The sequence below is a fragment of the Acaryochloris marina S15 genome, assembly GCF_018336915.1.
Taxonomy (GTDB): Bacteria; Cyanobacteriota; Cyanobacteriia; order Thermosynechococcales; family Thermosynechococcaceae; genus Acaryochloris; species Acaryochloris marina_A.
Genome location: NZ_CP064927.1, coordinates 78,521 through 94,709 on the forward strand (window position 1 = coordinate 78,521; position 16,189 = coordinate 94,709).

12 protein-coding genes and 1 pseudogene are annotated in these 16,189 nt (G+C 45.4%); 5 read left to right on the forward strand and 8 right to left on the reverse strand.

Annotated features, from left to right (window positions below; all coding sequences use genetic code 11):
- The 5 genes and pseudogenes from I1H34_RS31240 (at position 1) to I1H34_RS31260 (ending at position 7,265) form a co-directional block, all read left to right on the forward strand.
- Entirely contained in the window at positions 1-2,154 is a 2,154-nt protein-coding gene (locus I1H34_RS31240; protein WP_212667187.1) for a tetratricopeptide repeat protein, read from the forward strand.
- Positions 2,155-2,345: 191 nt separating this feature from the next.
- Positions 2,346-3,229, forward strand: a protein-coding gene (locus tag I1H34_RS31245) for an IS630 family transposase (RefSeq protein ID WP_212667188.1) whose coding sequence is annotated in 2 segments (ribosomal slippage) — positions 2,346-2,672 and positions 2,675-3,229 — 882 coding nt in all. Because the reading frame shifts where the segments join, the coding sequence is not laid out codon by codon here.
- Between the two features lie 346 nt (positions 3,230-3,575).
- Positions 3,576-4,610: an ankyrin repeat domain-containing protein gene (locus I1H34_RS31250; protein ID WP_212667189.1), complete on the forward strand. Its 1,035-nt coding sequence runs from the start codon at positions 3,576-3,578 to the stop codon at positions 4,608-4,610.
- Between the two features lie 155 nt (positions 4,611-4,765).
- Positions 4,766-5,077, forward strand: a pseudogene (locus tag I1H34_RS31255) (IS6 family transposase); the annotation flags it as partial.
- 784 nt (positions 5,078-5,861) lie between these two features.
- Positions 5,862-7,265: a tyrosine-type recombinase/integrase gene (locus tag I1H34_RS31260; protein ID WP_212667190.1), complete on the forward strand. Its 1,404-nt coding sequence runs from the start codon at positions 5,862-5,864 to the stop codon at positions 7,263-7,265.
- Here the strand turns inward: I1H34_RS31260 and I1H34_RS31265 are convergent.
- The 8 genes from I1H34_RS31265 to I1H34_RS31300 form a co-directional block, all read right to left on the reverse strand.
- Positions 7,260-8,108 (reverse strand): Rpn family recombination-promoting nuclease/putative transposase, encoded by an 849-nt coding sequence (locus tag I1H34_RS31265; RefSeq protein WP_212667191.1) that lies wholly within the window; start codon positions 8,106-8,108, stop codon positions 7,260-7,262. The two genes, I1H34_RS31260 and I1H34_RS31265, sit on opposite strands and share 6 nt — an antisense overlap.
- 86 nt (positions 8,109-8,194) lie before the next feature.
- Positions 8,195-8,872, reverse strand: a complete 678-nt coding sequence (locus I1H34_RS31270) for an IS630 family transposase (RefSeq protein WP_212667192.1) — start codon at positions 8,870-8,872, stop codon at positions 8,195-8,197.
- Positions 8,869-9,279, reverse strand: a complete 411-nt coding sequence (locus tag I1H34_RS31275; protein ID WP_212667193.1) for a helix-turn-helix domain-containing protein — start codon at positions 9,277-9,279, stop codon at positions 8,869-8,871. The genes I1H34_RS31270 and I1H34_RS31275 overlap by 4 nt, the downstream gene beginning before the upstream one ends.
- 164 nt (positions 9,280-9,443) lie before the next feature.
- Complete coding sequence (locus I1H34_RS31280) at positions 9,444-11,114, reverse strand: DNA repair helicase XPB (RefSeq protein WP_212667194.1); 1,671 nt, start codon at positions 11,112-11,114, stop codon at positions 9,444-9,446.
- 3 nt (positions 11,115-11,117) lie between these two features.
- Positions 11,118-12,986 carry a hypothetical protein gene (locus I1H34_RS31285; RefSeq protein ID WP_212667195.1) on the reverse strand — a complete coding sequence of 623 codons (1,869 nt, stop codon included), beginning with the start codon at positions 12,984-12,986 and terminating at the stop codon, positions 11,118-11,120.
- 94 nt (positions 12,987-13,080) lie between these two features.
- The gene (locus I1H34_RS31290) at positions 13,081-13,311 is read right to left on the reverse strand and encodes a hypothetical protein (RefSeq protein WP_212667196.1); all 231 of its coding nucleotides are present in this window, start codon (positions 13,309-13,311) and stop codon (positions 13,081-13,083) included.
- 206 nt (positions 13,312-13,517) lie between these two features.
- Positions 13,518-13,853, reverse strand: a complete 336-nt coding sequence (locus tag I1H34_RS31295; RefSeq protein ID WP_212667197.1) for a hypothetical protein — start codon at positions 13,851-13,853, stop codon at positions 13,518-13,520.
- Positions 13,854-13,873: 20 nt separating this feature from the next.
- Positions 13,874-16,057 carry a peptidase domain-containing ABC transporter gene (locus I1H34_RS31300; RefSeq protein WP_212667198.1) on the reverse strand — a complete coding sequence of 728 codons (2,184 nt, stop codon included), beginning with the start codon at positions 16,055-16,057 and terminating at the stop codon, positions 13,874-13,876.
- Positions 16,058-16,189 lie beyond the last annotated feature (132 nt).

Here is a 16,189-nt window from a genome sequence, read left to right on the forward strand (position 1 = left end):
ATGCTGCAGGACTTGCACCAGCTCCTCCAAAAGAACAATCCAGTAGCCCTCACTGCATTAGCAGGCATGGGTGGGATCGGAAAGACTGAACTTGCCCTGCAATATGCCATCTCCCAGCTCGATCAGGGTCAGTACCCTGGAGGACTTTGCTGGCTGCGAGTGAAAGGCCAGGAGCTAGCCGCCCAAATTATCGAATTTGCCCAGACCAAGTTAGTCCTGACCCTCCCGGATAGACTCGATGAAGACCAACAGGTGAGTTATATCTGGGGGCAATGGCCCATCGGAAAGGTGCTGATTATTTTTGATGATGTGATGGACCTTAAGACTGTCCAACCGTACTTACCGCCATCAGATCCACGGTATAAAGTACTGATCACCACCCGACAGGATTTAGGTCTATCCGTTCATTCCCTTTCCATTAAAGAACTGAGCGATACGAGTGCCTTATCCCTACTGAGAACCTTAGTTGGAGCCGACCGCATTGATGCTCAGCTCGACGATGCCCAAGCCTTATGTGAATGGGTGGGTAAATTGCCCTTGGGACTAGAGTTAGTGGGACGGTATCTAGCCAGAAAGCCAGACTGGTCCCTCCAAAAGCTGATCAAGCGACTTGACTCCAAGCGACTGGAAGCCAAAGCCCTGACGACTCCAGCATCAGGAATGACCGCACAGTTTGGGGTCGCTGCTGCGTTGGAATTAAGCTGGGTAGAGCTGAATGAGGCAGAGCAGGAACTGGCTTGCTTTTTGGGGATGTTTGCGGTTGCTCCTATTCCTTGGACTTTGGTTGAAGGATGTCTATCCGAACAGGATAAGGATGACTTAGAAGACATCAGAGATGAAGGTTTGAAAGATAGGAACCTACTCAAACGAATAGAACAGAGTACCTACCAACTCCATCAAATTGTTCAGGAGTTCTTTCGGATTAAGTTGAATGAGGATTCCGAACAGGGGAAATCCCTCAAAGCCGATTATTGCAGAGGAATGGTTGCAGTTGCTCAGGGTATTGATGACAGTCCAACGCTTGATGTGATTGCCCAGATGAGTGCCAGCATTCCCCATCTAGAGGAACTGATCAACCAGTGGATTGACCACCTCGGTGATGATCAATTGATTTGGCCCTATGTCGGTATTGGTCGATTTTATGAAGGGCAAGGGAACTATGCATTGGCTTTACCTTGGAGACAAAAATGCCTGGAACAGACTCAACAAAGATTGGGCACCGAACACCCCGATGTCGCTCTTAGCCTCAATAACCTGGCATTACTCTACGACAACCAAGGACGGTATGAGGAGGCAGAACCCCTCTATACACAAGCTTTACAGATGACACAGAAGCTCTTGGGCAACGAACACCTCTCTGTCGCTCTTAGCCTCAATAACCTGGCAGGACTCTACGAGAACCAAGGACGGTATGAGGAGGCAGAACCCCTCTATACACAAGCCCTACAAATGAAAAAGAAGCTCTTGGGCAATGAACACCTCTCTGTCGCTCTTAGCCTCAATAACCTGGCAGGACTCTACGAGAACCAAGGACGGTATGAGGAGGCAGAACCCCTCTATACACAAGCCCTACAAATGAAAAAGAAGCTCTTGGGCAATGAACACCCCTCTGTCGCAACTAGCCTCAATAACCTGGCAGCACTCTACAAAAACCAAGGACGGTATGAGGAGGCAGAACCCCTCTATAAACAAGCCCTACAGATGAGACAGAAGCTCTTGGGCAATGAACACCCCGATGTCGCTGGTAGCCTCAATAACCTGGCAGCACTCTACGACAACCAAGGACGGTATGAGGAGGCAGAACCCCTCTATACACAAGCCTTACAAATGACACAGAAGCTATTGGGCAATGAACACCCCTATGTCGCTCTTAGCCTCAATAACCTGGCAGCACTCTACAAAAACCAAGGACGGTATGAGGAGGCAGAACCCCTCTATACACAAGCCTTACAAATGACACAGAAGCTATTGGGCAATGAACACCCCTATGTCGCTCTTAGCCTCAATAACCTGGCATTACTCTACAAAAACCAAGGACGGTATGAGGAGGCCAAATCTTATTTAAAGCAAGCACTAAAGATAGTAGAGGTCGTCTTGGGTCCAGAGCATCCTTCTACTCGGACCATGCAAAATAACTTAGAGTCCATCCCCTAGAAAGCCACCAACCAAGACCAAATCAATCAAAGTCAGTCCTGGCAAGAACTTCATGTTGTTAGTCGAGATCGCAAACGTACAGCAATCGCCACCTATATAGAGTTGTATGGCATACCGATAGCTATTCTCGTGCTTTTATAGCACTACGAAACTGTGTTAGTACTATAAATAGAAGCTATCACTGCAGAAGTATGCCAGCCCCCTATAGTTATGACCTTCGCTGCAAAGCGATTGCTGCGGTCAAGAATGGAGAACGGAAAGTCGACGTATGCCGGATGTTAAACATCAGTCGGAACACCTTGCACTTATGGATAGCGCGAGAGGAATCGACCGGTGATTGTCAGGCCATTACCCACTACCAGCAAGGAGCTCGCCACAAAATTACAGATTGGGAGCGCTTTCGTGAATTTGCTCAAGAGCATGGGGGAAAGACTCAGGCCCAAATGGCTAAATTATGGGGTGATAATGTCACCCAGCAAAATATCAGTGATGCCTTGAAGAAATTAGGCTTGAGTCGAAAAAAAAGACCTATGGCTATCGAGAACGGGATGAAACGCAACGCCAAGCCTTTATAGAGCGGTTACAGACCAAACATCCTCACCAGATAGTCTATGTGGATGAAGCAGGTATCGATAATCGAGCGGATTATCCCTATGGATATTGCCCCATTGGTCAACGATTCTATGACCTTAAATCAGGCAAGCGGACAGAGCGAGTCAGTTTCATTGCTGCGCTCAAAGAGCGACAGTTATTTGCCCCGATGACTTTCGAAGGGTCTTGCAATCGTTTGTTATTTGAGGCGTGGTTACAGCAGAGTCTCCTGCCCCAGCTGCACCCTGGCGATATTATCGTGATTGATAATGCCAGTTTTCACCATGGACAAAGTATCGAAGAAATCGTAGCTGAAGCAGGGTGTGAGATTTGGTATCTACCGAGCTATTCTCCTGATCTCAACAAAATTGAGCGATGGTGGTTTGTATTCAAAAACTGGATGAAGCAGCGATGGGATGAGTTTGACACTTTTCGTGATTGTGTAGATGCTGCCTTTAAGGAGTGTACTAACGTATTCCCGTAGTGCTATATTCTTCATCAGGATAGGGAGTTTTATCTTCCAGCATGAAAAGACGATTTTTTACTTTTTGCATCCTCGACTGATAAGAATCCAAAGGCATACTTAATTGGAGATGCTAAGAAAAATGCCAGACATATAGAATCTAGACAAGGAAAGAGAGGGAATCAGTTTCGAGCAATTATTGGATATGCAGATCTAGAAAATAAACACCAATATATTCCTGTCGCAACCTATATAACAATATTTGACAACCAAAAAAATGAAGAAAAACTAAAGGAGCGAGCTAACAAAAAAGGGGTTCACTTATTTGTCGTTAGTTTCTTCCCAGAACGATAAGCAAATTTTTATTATGTCAGAAAAGATAAATCCTGAATGGCTTAACTTGAGGAATGCGATTAAAAGTAATCAAATAGATAAATTCACCGCTATATTTTGCAAAAAAAAATGGAGTGAGCATGATCTAGTACATGCTTTAGTACTCGCCTCAAAATATGAGTCTCTAGAAATACTACTAACACTTATAAAATATGGTGCAGATATAAATCTTACTGTTGGGGAGGAAACAGCACTAGCTACTGCAGTAGATGAAGGTAATTATGAAATCGCTTCTATTCTTCTGGATGCTGGTGCTAATCCTTCACTTCCAATCAATAGTGAGGTTCATCCTCCATTATTTATTGCTGCTAACAATGGGGATTTAGACATAGTTAAACTCCTAGTCAATGCTGGTGCAAATGTCAACCAGACTATATGTGGAGAACCTCCGATTATTAATGCTGCCTTGTCAGGTCATCAAAATATATATAACTTCTTATTACCCATGACACAATCAGAATTATTGGGTGATGCGGAGTATTTCTTGCAGAAAGGGATTCGACAGAATTTTAGAGATGAAAATATCAATCCTATAATGGAAAATGCTTATGATGTAGTGCGTAAGGGCAGTATTGGTGAGGTCAAAAAACTTTTAACTGGAAACATCCCAATTAATGATTTTACTCAATATGGATCAACATTATTAAATAGTGCTGTTATTAGAAGACCAGTAGAGTCTCGACTACCAGTTACTCTTGCTTTACTTGAATCTGGAGCCGATCCAAATTTAGCTGATGACTATGATGATATGACACCTATTATGCGAACTAGGCAGATTGAAATTATTTCTACTTTGATAAATTTTGGTGCGGATGTCAATGCAATGACTCATGACAAGACAACTGCTTTAATTGAAGCTTCTAAGTATCGCCATTCCCTCGCTGTCAAAGTTCTTTTAGAGTCGGGTGCGGACCCGAAGCATAAAGATTCAGCAAATATGAATGCAATGGACTACGCTCTGGAGAATCAGCATTCAGATATCATTCTTTTCTTTAAAGAATCAGCATAGTTGGGGGAGAGTGATTAAACCGGGGGAAAATATATAGGGGTATGACAACGATTCCTCGGATAGGAAATTGTCAGCTTTGAGTAGTCAAAATTGAGGGATTTGCATCCATCTGATAGGCTGATTGCTTACCCTAAGCTAACCCCCGTCTACCTTCCATGGATTGTCCTCACTGCCACTCAACCCGAGTCTCTTTTCTTCAGCGTAAAACGAACCTCGGGTATGACATGTTCCGCTGTAAGCAATGCCGCCGCACTTACAATGAACGCACAGGCACTCCCTTCAATTTTATTGCAGTCCCCACAGACATAGTATTCCAGGCACTCCTACTCCGAGTACGCTACAAACTCAGCTACCGAGATGTGGCCGAGTACTTCTTGATCCGTGGCTTTACATTTACCCATGAAACCGTGCGAGATTGGGAAGCAAAGTTCTTGCCTCACTTTAGTGAACAGATTCGGACTAAACGGCCTCAAACGACCGAAGCTGCGTTTTGGGGCAGCTTAAACCTAAAAGTCATGAATAGCAACGGTTTCAGATACTCTCATTAAATGTTGCTTATTGAAAATCTAGTCAGCTCGCAAACGCTGTAACGCCAGAAATTGGTTCAGTGCCATAGTGCATTTATACTAAATTGCCCCATATCGCAGCTTCCGTTGTTTTAGGCCTCTTAGGGCCGCTGATGTCACTATTCTCCTCGACGTCAGCAGGTTGACGTCATACAGCAGGTGCGCACGCAGAAATTGGAGGTACCTCTTCCGAAGTAGGCCTGGACTGCCCGATAGATGCCCTGAAATATTGATAGTCCCTCGACTCTGCCAAATTATCTGGCAGTTCCCGAGCAATGTTTTGCCTCAGCTTTTTAATGAAGTTAATAATAGCGACGCTTGTTTTTTCCACGTCCGAAATACGGAAGAACGTCAGGCAGCACTTCAATACCTCGGAATCGAAGAGAGGACAACGCCTGGCTGATTGCCATATTTCCCTTCTGAACTCACTTTTCAGGGCTGAACTATACACCGCCTAACAAATCGATGCAGTCGGACATTTGAGCTTGTTCGTTGGCCATAACCAGAAAAGCATAATGTTGCCGGAGCGGCAAAGTTATGGTGTGTACGACATTACAGAGTCGGGCCTGGGAAGACCATTATTTCGTGTAATTTTTCGTGTAATACAGATTTTGGTATAAAATCTGGAATTAAAATCTCCGATCTAATATAGTGATCTGCAAGTGCTGATTCAGTGGTGTAATTTATGTCGCGTTTCTCTCAAACTTCCGACATCCCGCCTGTGCGTCTCATTGAGTTTGAAAAGGGAAAATCAGAGGAGAGCAGGACCCCGATTCCGGTGAAGCCAGCGGTGGTGAATCTGAGATCGCAACGAATCGAACAGTTCCTCACCCTGAAGAATCTGGCGGCCAACACCCAGCGAAACTATGAACGTCATTTGAGGCAGTTCAGTTTGTGGGTGAATAAGGACTGGCATCAGATTACCATGAACGATCTGAAGCGCTACAAGACTTATCTGGAGTCGGGTCGGGAGTTGAAGCAGGGGTCAGTGGGGGCTGTCCTGATTGCGATCAAGAGCTTCTTCTCTTGGTTGATCAAGGCTGGGTATATCGAGGATGACCCCAGTGCAGCGATTAGTATTCCCGTGACCCCAGAGACTGAGGGAAAGAACCTGGAACTGTTTCAGGTGGAGGCCCTGTTTGAAGCGTTGGTAGGTCGGAGTACTGAGATCCGGGACCGAGCCATTCTCTGTTTGATGATCTATGCCGGGTTAAGAGCTGAGGAAATCTCTCTGCTGAATGCCGGGGATTATAACGGGGTGGAGATCACAATTCGGCAGGCCAAGCATGGGTCCGTGGGTAAGGTGCCAGTCGATGATCTAACGGATGAAGCCCTAAGAGCAAATCTCCAAATTCGGATGAAGGACTGCGAGGGAGGGATGGCAGCGGATGATCCGATGTTTGCCTCTACGAGTCATCGAAATAAGGGGCAGCGGTTGGGGTATGAGGGCATCTATAAGCTGGTCAAGGCTTTGGCTCAGGATGCTGGCTGGCCTGATATTCATCCCCATAAAGGACGACATACCTATGCCAGTCAGTTGATTGAGAATGGCATGGATGCTTACCTGGCGATGACATTGATGCGGCAGCGATCTGTGAAGGCATTCGAGGTCTATTCCCAGAAGGTCAGGTATCGGACGGCTAAAGGAGTATTTCTGGAAAACAAAGGGGAGATGGAGCGACAGCCCATGTCTTTGGAAGAGCTGGTTGAATTTAGCGAGGTGCCAGTGGTAGAAAAGGCGATTGAGCTCAAAGTTGTCACTGAGGAGCCTGCGAACTGGCCCAAGATTACTGCGGTGGATCTGCCCTTGAATGCGGTTCAGGTGAGGCTGACGGTTGAGGTTTCAGGGAAGAAAAAGGCCAAGGTTAGAAAGGAGATCGAGGAGCGGGTGCTGAGTCAGTTTCAGATGGTCAAACCCAAGCCGAGAGGGAATGAGTATGAGCTGACGGTTGTTGGGGAAGACAATGAATTGTCAGCGATTCTCTCGCAGATGGAGTGGGATATAACTCTGCTGGCGGAGTTGGATGATTGCTCAGTGAAAGTCAAGTGGCTCAAGGAAGTCCCTGGGTCAAGGGATGCCATTTCATGATGCCCCAGTGGAGTGTTCCTCTAACCAGGTTATGAGATCAGCAGTTTTCGTAAAGTCGAGCAAGGCTTCGCCCAAGGTTTCGAGTTGGTCAAGGGAGAGAGATTGAATCTGAGATCGCGTCTCTGACGGAATGTCACCAATGCGTCGGGTGAGCAGGCGGAGGACAAGCGATTGGGCTTCTTCAAGCTTACCTTTGGTAATGCCAGTCTGTTCGAATTCCTCTTTCCACTCTTGATAGATAACTGACTGTTGCATAATCTCTTTCCGCAGAACTTGATTAATGACGTCCCTCTCCAATGTTAACCCAGCTAGGATTCCGGTTGAAGCTGCGACATTACTTTGAGCCCGTATTTCTGGAACTGCATCAATACGTTCAGCCACCTGTCGCAAAGTTTGAGCTTGATCTGGGGTATTGGTTAAAACCGCCAATGGAAGCAACCCCGTCGATTCCAGAAAGAGTTCTGTTGGTTGCTCCCAAAGGCGGATTACCTCAAATTCATGGCGAGTTCCCGGAATCTCAAAGGCTGTCTGGTAAACATAATAGGATTGGGATGGCGTCAAATATATCACCACCTGTTTCATTTGCTTCTGGGGAAAGCGACGATAGACTCGCAGACGATAATCAGCCATCCTGTAAGGCATATTTGGATCCGGTTTAGTCTGAAACTCAACATGCAAAATATATTCATCAGAAGCTAGAAGAATTAAGGCATCGGCTCGGATTGGTTCGAGTGATAGTTCTGAGGGACTGAGTTCAGTGAGCGGAATGGGTTCACCGAGTAGCCAAGAGGCAAAATCACTGGAAAAGCTTTCTGCAAGGAACTTACAGGTGGAATCGAACATGCAGGAATTATATCAGTCTCTGGAGGATGTTCTCTTTGGGTAGGCTGTCCTTAGCTATAGATCTACAGATAAAGATCCGTGATTAGCTAGGCAGCTTGTGTACCCAAGGTTTTGCAATATTTGCCCATTAAGACAGTAATTTCATTGGGAGTCTGACTAAAGTACAGTAGCCCCTCATCGACCTGCTGAACTAAGTCATCAAATTGCTTGAAGAACCGTAGGTGTGTGCTGCGTTTTTTGAGTTTCTTCCACAAGAATTCAATTGGGTTGAAGTCAGGAGAATATGTGGGTAATTGGAAAGGAGTAAGGCGAGCGGATTGCTGGTCAAAGAACTGCTTAGTTGCTTTACTGGTGTGATATCTAGCCCCGTCCTGAATGAGAATAATATGCTTGTGAGTCTGCTGGAGTACTTGAGTTAGAAAAGCAGTATACCCTTCAGAATTGAAGCGTCCCGTCTGACCTTGATAGAAGAACTGACCAGAATGATAATCAATTAATCCAAACACCTTGTAAGCCTTCCGTTTACCACTGGTGGGCAATGTTGGCTGGTCTCCACGAAGACTCCAGGTGTAGCTTAACGACCCCCACTGCGCAAAACTGGCCTCATCCCCAAATAAAATTAGGGCATCTTTGGCTGCTGATAAACGCAAAATCTCAGGCCATTTGTGTGTCATCCATTCTTGTCGCTTGGCTTCATTGAGATGAGCTGCAACAAACCGTGCTCTTTGAAATGAAAAGCCTAAGTTCCTCAGTAGAGTACTCACATAATGGGATGATAGGAAACATTGAAGCGTTTCGCAATCAGGTCTTGAACCATTAATGCACTCCAACAACCACACTCGTATCCAGCTTTGAGCGGACCTGCTTTAATCCATGACTTGAGCTGTTGTCGTTGCCGTGGAGTGAGTTTGCTGCGACGTCCTTGAGACGCTTTGTATCTAAAGCTAGCGATACCTCGTTTTAGAAATGCATGCAGATAATCCCTGATCGTTTGTTCGCCTAGTGCCAATGTTTCAGCTACCTGTGCCACTGAACCACCTTGACCAAGCTGCAATAAAGCACTAATACGTTTGACCAGACGTAAATTCTGACTCCCGTATGCCTGGCGCAGTTTAGCTTCAATCTTTTTGCGTGTTGATTGGGTAAAGCGCAGTTTGAATTGTGCGAGCATACTGGATGACCTCTGATAATCTTGAAATCCTTGCCAGAGCTAAGAGTATCAGGAGCTAGTTACTATATTTAATGAAGATGTAGTGTCGCTAAAACCACGGATGCTTTTCTGAAGATCTATAGACAAACCCGTCCAGCGCTCAGAGTTGAGAACATGACTTTAGCTCAGTCGATAATTTGAATCTGGTAGCTGTAACCTTGCTCCGTCAAAAATAATTGTCGATGTCGAGCAAAATCCTCTTCGCAGGTCTGTAATGAGACGAGACTATAAAACTGTGCAGGGTGACCATCTGCCTTGGGGCGGAGAATTCTGCCCAATCGCTGAGCTTCTTCCTGACGCGAACCATATTTACCTGAGACCTGAATTAAAACATCAGCATCGGGTAAGTCCAACGCAAAATTTCCTACTCTGGATAGTACGAGTCCCTGAAATTTCCCTTGGCGAAATTCTCCATAAAGCCGTTCCCGTTCCTTTTGAGCAGTTTTCCCAGTAATTAACGGCAAGTCTATCAATTCAGCGATCGCTTGGAGCTGGGAAATATACTCACCAATAATCAAAATTCGATGCCCGCTCTCTTGCTGCAATAGCTCCTCTATGACCTTCAGCTTGCGTGGATTCTCCGCTGCGACCCGAAATTGCTGTCGGCGAGGAGTCAGGGCATATTCCATTTGCCGTTCTGGGTCTTGGCCAATCCTGATTTCAGTACATTCTGCAGTGGCGATAAAGCCTTGCCCTTCCAACTCTCGCCAAGGGACGTCATAGCGTTTAGGGCCGATCAGTGCAAACACATCCCCCTCACGGCCATCTTCACGGATTAGCGTTGCGGTTAGTCCCAAGCGGCGGCGAGCCTGTAACTCAGCCGTAACTCGAAAGATAGGAGCAGGGAGCAGATGGACTTCATCATAGATGACCAGTCCCCAAGCATGAGCATTAAACAGCTTAAAGTGTGGAAACTCAGATTCGGGTGAAGGTCGATAGGTGAGAATTTGGTAGGTTGCCAGGGTAACTGGGCCGGTTGATTTTTGCTCACCACTGTATTCAGCAATGGCATCTTCAGGCAGGTTAGTTTTATCTAATAACTCCCGCTGCCACTGGCGGACGGAGGTCAGATTGCTGGTAAGAATGAGGGTATGTTCTTGGACTGCAGCCATAACGGCCATCCCCACCATTGTTTTGCCCGCTCCACAGGGCAAAACAATCACCCCACTCCCACCTTGAGTACTTCCCGCTTGATAAAACATATCTGCAGCGTCTTGTTGATAGGGTCGCAGGTGAAACGATGAACCAGTTCGAGTTTGTTGGAGCAGCTGGAGCGATAAAGCCTCCCCATCCACGTATCCTGCAAGGTCCTCAGCTGGGTAGCCTGCTGTCAGCAAGGCTTGTTTCAGAAGTCCTCGATGACTGTAGTCAACCTGAAAGGAGCGGTTAGACTTTTGTACCCCTAACAGTGGAGAGACCTGCTCGTCTCTGCGTAAGAGTTCGACTAAAGGTAGGGTGGCAATCGTCAGCAACAACTGGAGCCCATCTTTTTCAATCACGGTTAATCCATACCGCTGTCCCAATGCCTCAATTTCTTGAGCCACGGCATCTGGCATGGGATATTTTGCATGCTGTTTGAGTGCTCCAATCATCTCTGATATGGGCATCCCAGCAGCCCGAGCATTCCAAATGCTGAGGGGGGTCAGTTGATAGGTATGGATATGTTCGGGGCTTTTGACTAATTCCGCAAAAGGGGAGATCGCTTCCCGAGCAGCATCAGCAGTGGGAGCATGCACCTCCAAGAGTACGGAGCGATCACTCTGAATGATTAAGGCATTTTCAGCAATGTAGGTCATTTTCTAGGAGAGGGAGATGCTATAACCGAGTTTTCGTAAGGCATTGCGAAATTTTGTCTCTCCATCTGTGGGCACCACTAGATGACGGTCGCCTGCTAAAAAACAGAATTTCTTGGTACGGGAATCGTTGGCAATCAGGGTGGCAAGCATGGGGTCATTGCATTCAATCAGCCGAGCGGTCCCCTGATCGACTAAGCTCTGACTCCGAGTTTCTAAATCTGCTATAAACTGCTCGACCGTGTTCGGCAATGGATCTAGACTGCCTTTTTCCAGAAATTGCTGCAGGTCTTTGAGGCCATGGCCAGAGGCAAGAGAACTCAAGGCTTGCTCCCGATTCAGCTTCCAGACAACATCAGACTCCTGTTTGGCATACAGTTCTAACACTAGGGTCTCAGCACTAGTAAGGGGTTGACCCGTCACGATCACGTCTAGATTGGGTAGAACTCGGAGGGTCGATTCCACGGCCACTGCAGTAGGAGTGTATTGAGTAACTGATCCCAAACAGTAAGCCCCTAAGGCGTTTACCCGAAAACAGACTAAACCGTCATATCGACTCACAAACGCCAAGTTGTCTGCTCCCCAGTAATCATTCACCTCCTCCACTTCTCCGTCATAGGGAGAAACATAACCGACATCAATGAGGCCAAGGGTAGCAGCATATTCCAACAAGAAGCACCGCAAATAGCATGACTGCAAAATGCTCCAGTCCGACCCAGCATCGTATAAGTCACCATAACCAGATTCAAGAAAGTAGAGGTTTTCTGGATTTCGACTCACAACAAAGGTCTGATGGGTCGCAATCATATACCGTCTAAAGTCTGATACATCGATCCATTCCATGACTGGACAACCCTGAAGGGCGGCCAAGATAACTGACCGGCGATTGGGTGGAGATGTCAATCCTCGTTTCCCTTTTCCGGTTTGGCCTTTAATTTGATCAATACGACGCAATTCATCAAACTGTCGAGTCTTGAGCCATTTTTTCCAGGCGATCTGAAGCGTTTTAGCCGGGTCTGTGCCTAATGCTTTTTGACCGGCAGGGGTGAGTTCTAATTTCTTGCCAGATAGAGAAGCAAGTCCAGTGGCTTGGACAATGAGGGGCCAAGCGAGAGATTTGATGGGGCCAATCGGGTGATTTTCCTGCCAGTCCTCAGTCGGGACAAATTCGTCATAATAGTCCCCACCTTGAAGGTGGGGTGATATTGTTTTGATCGTTGCAGCAGAGGGGAGGTAGGTCTTGTCACTCACGGCAACTTTGCCCAGGTTGATCAGACGAAGGATGGCCAGAAGATCCTGATGGGCGACTCGTTCTGTTTCAACATGAGTAATCGGTAAATGCTCGGTGATAATTTGTTCGGTTCTAGATTGATAGTCATACAAGATTCGCTCCATCGCCCAAAGGGTGGGCTTTTCCTTTGATGTCTTTAGGGTTAACTTCTTAGGTTGAGGAACGAATTGTTGGAGTTCCAGATGGAGATCACCAGGGAGAGTTATACCCGGTTCAGAAGAATACCGATTGCTGGTATAGAAGAACAATCCTAAAGCGGAGGGAGTATGAAAGTACCCATATTTTCGCTCTCCCCAATGTGGATGGCTACCATACTTGGCCTCGAACGGAAGGGCTTGAAACTGACCATCTATTGAATAAGTCGCTTCTGCTACGGCAGCTTGCTGAACCGGGTCAAGTGTGTTCCAAATGGCTCTTAGCTTCTTCCCTTGCAGATGAGTTGCAATTTCTTTAACGAGGTCATTCTTCCGAGTCAATTTGTGACTTATAGGTAACAAATTGAGCAACTTTTTCAAATAGTCAACGTTACGCTGACTGAGTGCTTCGGTGACGGTTGAAAATTGCTCGTAGGAAGAATAGGCCATCGCTGTTAGTGCTTGGTCAAAGTGATAAGGGTAGGCTTGGTGTCTCTAGACTCCTCCATAGTTTGACAGTCAAACACCTAATACTACAAGAGAATTAAAGGCATGTTAGCTCAATAATCTGTAACGCTTCCAGATCAGGCAAACAGAACCACCAACAAACAGCAGATTTCTCAACGTCATTCCTGGAAAGAATTTCAGCGTCGAGTCTGAAATGGATCATTTTTCGTGTAATACAGATAATGATTTGTTGAATCTCAATTAATCGTGCCGCCCCAAAAATTGGCAAAGTCTTGCCGCCGACATTTCCGAGTAAGCGATCGCCCACGCCCACGCTCTCGCAAAGTTTGCCTTGGACAAGCAACTTATTGCAGATGTTGATCTTCAATGGAAGCGGAACAGATTATTATGTTGTCGATAAGAGTATATTAATTGGGCATATTTGTACGAATTCACAGGCTTGTAGCACTTTAGCTTTGAGGCTAGCACAATGATCTGTTCCTCTTCCACCCTGGCTTTGAACCTGGCCGACTTCTAAAACAAACGAATGATATTAGATACAAATGTGCTAATTGATGAGATTGGTATTAATCCTCCTATAGTTATAGAAACGCGCCTCGCTCCATAAGATGCATCTTTTGTAGAACTCGCTCTAGTAAAAGGACTTCCTGAATTTGGAGATGAGTTTTCAACCTCTGAAAATGAAGATGCCGTAGTATAAATTTCCTCAATATCTATATTGAAGTAGGTGAGTCCAAATCCTCCAGAGATAACTTCTTGATCCCGCTCGAGGATGTCCACAATCACATCCTCGTCAAATAGTTTAGTTGAAATGACTTTAGATGGTTGAGTGTGAGAAAAGTGAGACATAATATTCCTCCTTATAGGAGCTAATGAATTAAAAATTTCAGATGTTCCCCAGGCAATTTAGACAAAGTCTTAAAATCACCTTCTAATTTGACTTGACCTTTATCTATGAGAACAAGCCACTCAGCTCGCTGAATGGTACTAGGTCGATGGGAAATCATGATTGTGGTTTTTCCTTTTCGATGTTGCAAGAGTTTATCCAATAATTCTGCTTCACTAACTGGATCTAAACCTGCTGTAGCTTCATCTAGGATAAGAATGGGAGGATTATTGACAATGGCACGAGCGATAGCCAAGCGTTGTCGCTGTCCACCCGATAAATTAGCGCCAAACTCTCCCAATACGGTTTGATAGGTATTGGGTAATTCACTAATAAAGCTATCTGCATCAGCGATCTGGCAAGCCTTGATAATATCTTCAAAGGAAAGCTGTGGATTACCCAGGTGAAAGTTTTCAATAATTGAACGGCTCCAAAAATGAGGTTCCTGGGGAACAAACGATACTTGCTGTCTGAGTGATTCCAGCGATAGATCTTTCAAGTTAAATGGACCAATGCGCACAGTGCCTGATTGAGGCTGATACAGTCCTGAGATTACCTTGGCTAGAGTACTTTTACCACAGCCTGACTTCCCAATGACCACAGTTACTTTTCCTCCAGGTAACTTCAAAGAAAAATCATCCAGTAAGGTGACTCGACCCGTATGATGAAAATTCAACTGTTTGCAAGTAATATCGTACTCGCTAGAGAGTTGGACGAGGGGCTTCTTGGCTTCGCCAATAGATTCCGGTGTTGCATCAATGACTTCTAAGATACGTCCAATTGCAGTCTGGGCACGAAAATATTCATCTGTTAAGCTAATCACGACTGACATAAGTGCCAGAAGATTGCCTTGCATAGTGTTGAAAGCCAGCAGTTGCCCAATGCTAATTTCTTCCTTGATCACCAACAAGCTGCCCGTTGTTAAGAGGGCAACACTGCCGATACCTGATATAAACTGAGTGAAGGTGCCATTTAGAATACTGATTTGAATCGTACTAAAGGTTAAATTTGTGAGACGACCAAATCTTGACTGAAACTCTTCCCAAAATTGGGGAGCAGAGTTTGTTGTTTTTAGCACTAGTGCACCTTTAAAGGTTTCCACTAAGATTCCTTGGTTTTCTGAAGATAAAATCAATAAATCACGGGTCTTCTGCCGCAAAGTGGGTAAAAAAGGTAATGTTGACAAAGCCATAATTAATGCGACAACAGCAGCTACTAGGGTCAAGCTGGCACTGTAAAATAGCATAAATCCTAGAGAAATAATGGCGACAAATACTTGGCTAGGAACTTGAACAACAATTTGCGAAACGAGCTGATTAATTTCATTGATATCGCGCAAACGGCTGACAATTTCGCCACTACGTCGGGCTTCATAGTAACCCAAAGGTAAAGATAGAATCTTACGACCAAATTCTAGGACGAGTCCTAACTGCAACCTTTGACTGAAGTGGGCAATTAGATTCGACTGCATGAGCCGAAGGCTACTACTGAAAACTTGCGAAATAACCACACCCACAACAACTACCGTTAGAAGTTCCAAGTCCTGACGAACCAAGACATCATCTGTCAGAATCTGAATAAGGAATGGACTGGATAATGCTAATAAACCTAAGACAATATTAATGAGAAGTGCTTGGCTTAAAATATTTCGATAAGGCCAAATTCGTTTCAGAAATCTAGAAAAGCCGTCGGCCTGTACTTCATCTACATCATTAAGTCTCTCAAAATCAGGCTCTAGTAAGAGCATGATTCCATTCCAAGACTCCAAAAGCTCTCGTTTGGTGAGATAGCGAATTCCGATTCCTGGATCAGCGACGATATACTTATGACCACGTTTTCCATATAGAATAATCCAGTGATAGCCTTTCCAGTGGATAATGGCTGGCAGCAAGATTTCCTGCAACTGATCAACTAAGGCTTCTGATGCTTTAACAGATCGGGCATTAAAGCCTAACGACTCTGCTCCTCGTTTCAATCCCAAGAGAGTTGTTCCTAACTGTCCAGTGCCGACAACTTCTCGACTACGAGTGATGCTGAGTAAACGACCGTAATACTTACATATGGATGCTAAACAAGCTGCTCCACAGTCTTCTTCACTCCATTGTTTGATACATTGGTAGCTCTTGCGTGAGTTGAATATTGGATTATGAAGCATTAAAGCAGCCATAGATAGTGTGCCTTACTCCCTTCATGCCATAAGATCACTTATCTAAATATTGCTGAAATTCTTGTATATCAAGAATCTGCTCTCCAATCTTATGCATGGAAGGGAATAATTGTTTGCTAAAGCCTGATGATC

Excerpts from the sequence above, each read along its gene's own strand:
- I1H34_RS31240 (WP_212667187.1), top strand. The coding sequence starts at position 1 with ATGCTGCAGGACTTGCACCAGCTCCTCCAAAAGAACAATCCAGTAGCC.
- I1H34_RS31250 (WP_212667189.1), top strand. The coding sequence starts at position 3,576 with ATGTCAGAAAAGATAAATCCTGAATGGCTTAACTTGAGGAATGCGATT.
- I1H34_RS31260 (WP_212667190.1), top strand. The coding sequence starts at position 5,862 with ATGTCGCGTTTCTCTCAAACTTCCGACATCCCGCCTGTGCGTCTCATT.
- I1H34_RS31265 (WP_212667191.1), bottom strand. The coding sequence starts at position 8,108 with ATGTTCGATTCCACCTGTAAGTTCCTTGCAGAAAGCTTTTCCAGTGAT.
- I1H34_RS31275 (WP_212667193.1), bottom strand. The coding sequence starts at position 9,279 with ATGCTCGCACAATTCAAACTGCGCTTTACCCAATCAACACGCAAAAAG.
- I1H34_RS31280 (WP_212667194.1), bottom strand. The coding sequence starts at position 11,114 with ATGACCTACATTGCTGAAAATGCCTTAATCATTCAGAGTGATCGCTCC.
- I1H34_RS31285 (WP_212667195.1), bottom strand. The coding sequence starts at position 12,986 with ATGGCCTATTCTTCCTACGAGCAATTTTCAACCGTCACCGAAGCACTC.
- I1H34_RS31295 (WP_212667197.1), bottom strand. The coding sequence starts at position 13,853 with ATGTCTCACTTTTCTCACACTCAACCATCTAAAGTCATTTCAACTAAA.
- I1H34_RS31300 (WP_212667198.1), bottom strand. The coding sequence starts at position 16,057 with ATGGCTGCTTTAATGCTTCATAATCCAATATTCAACTCACGCAAGAGC.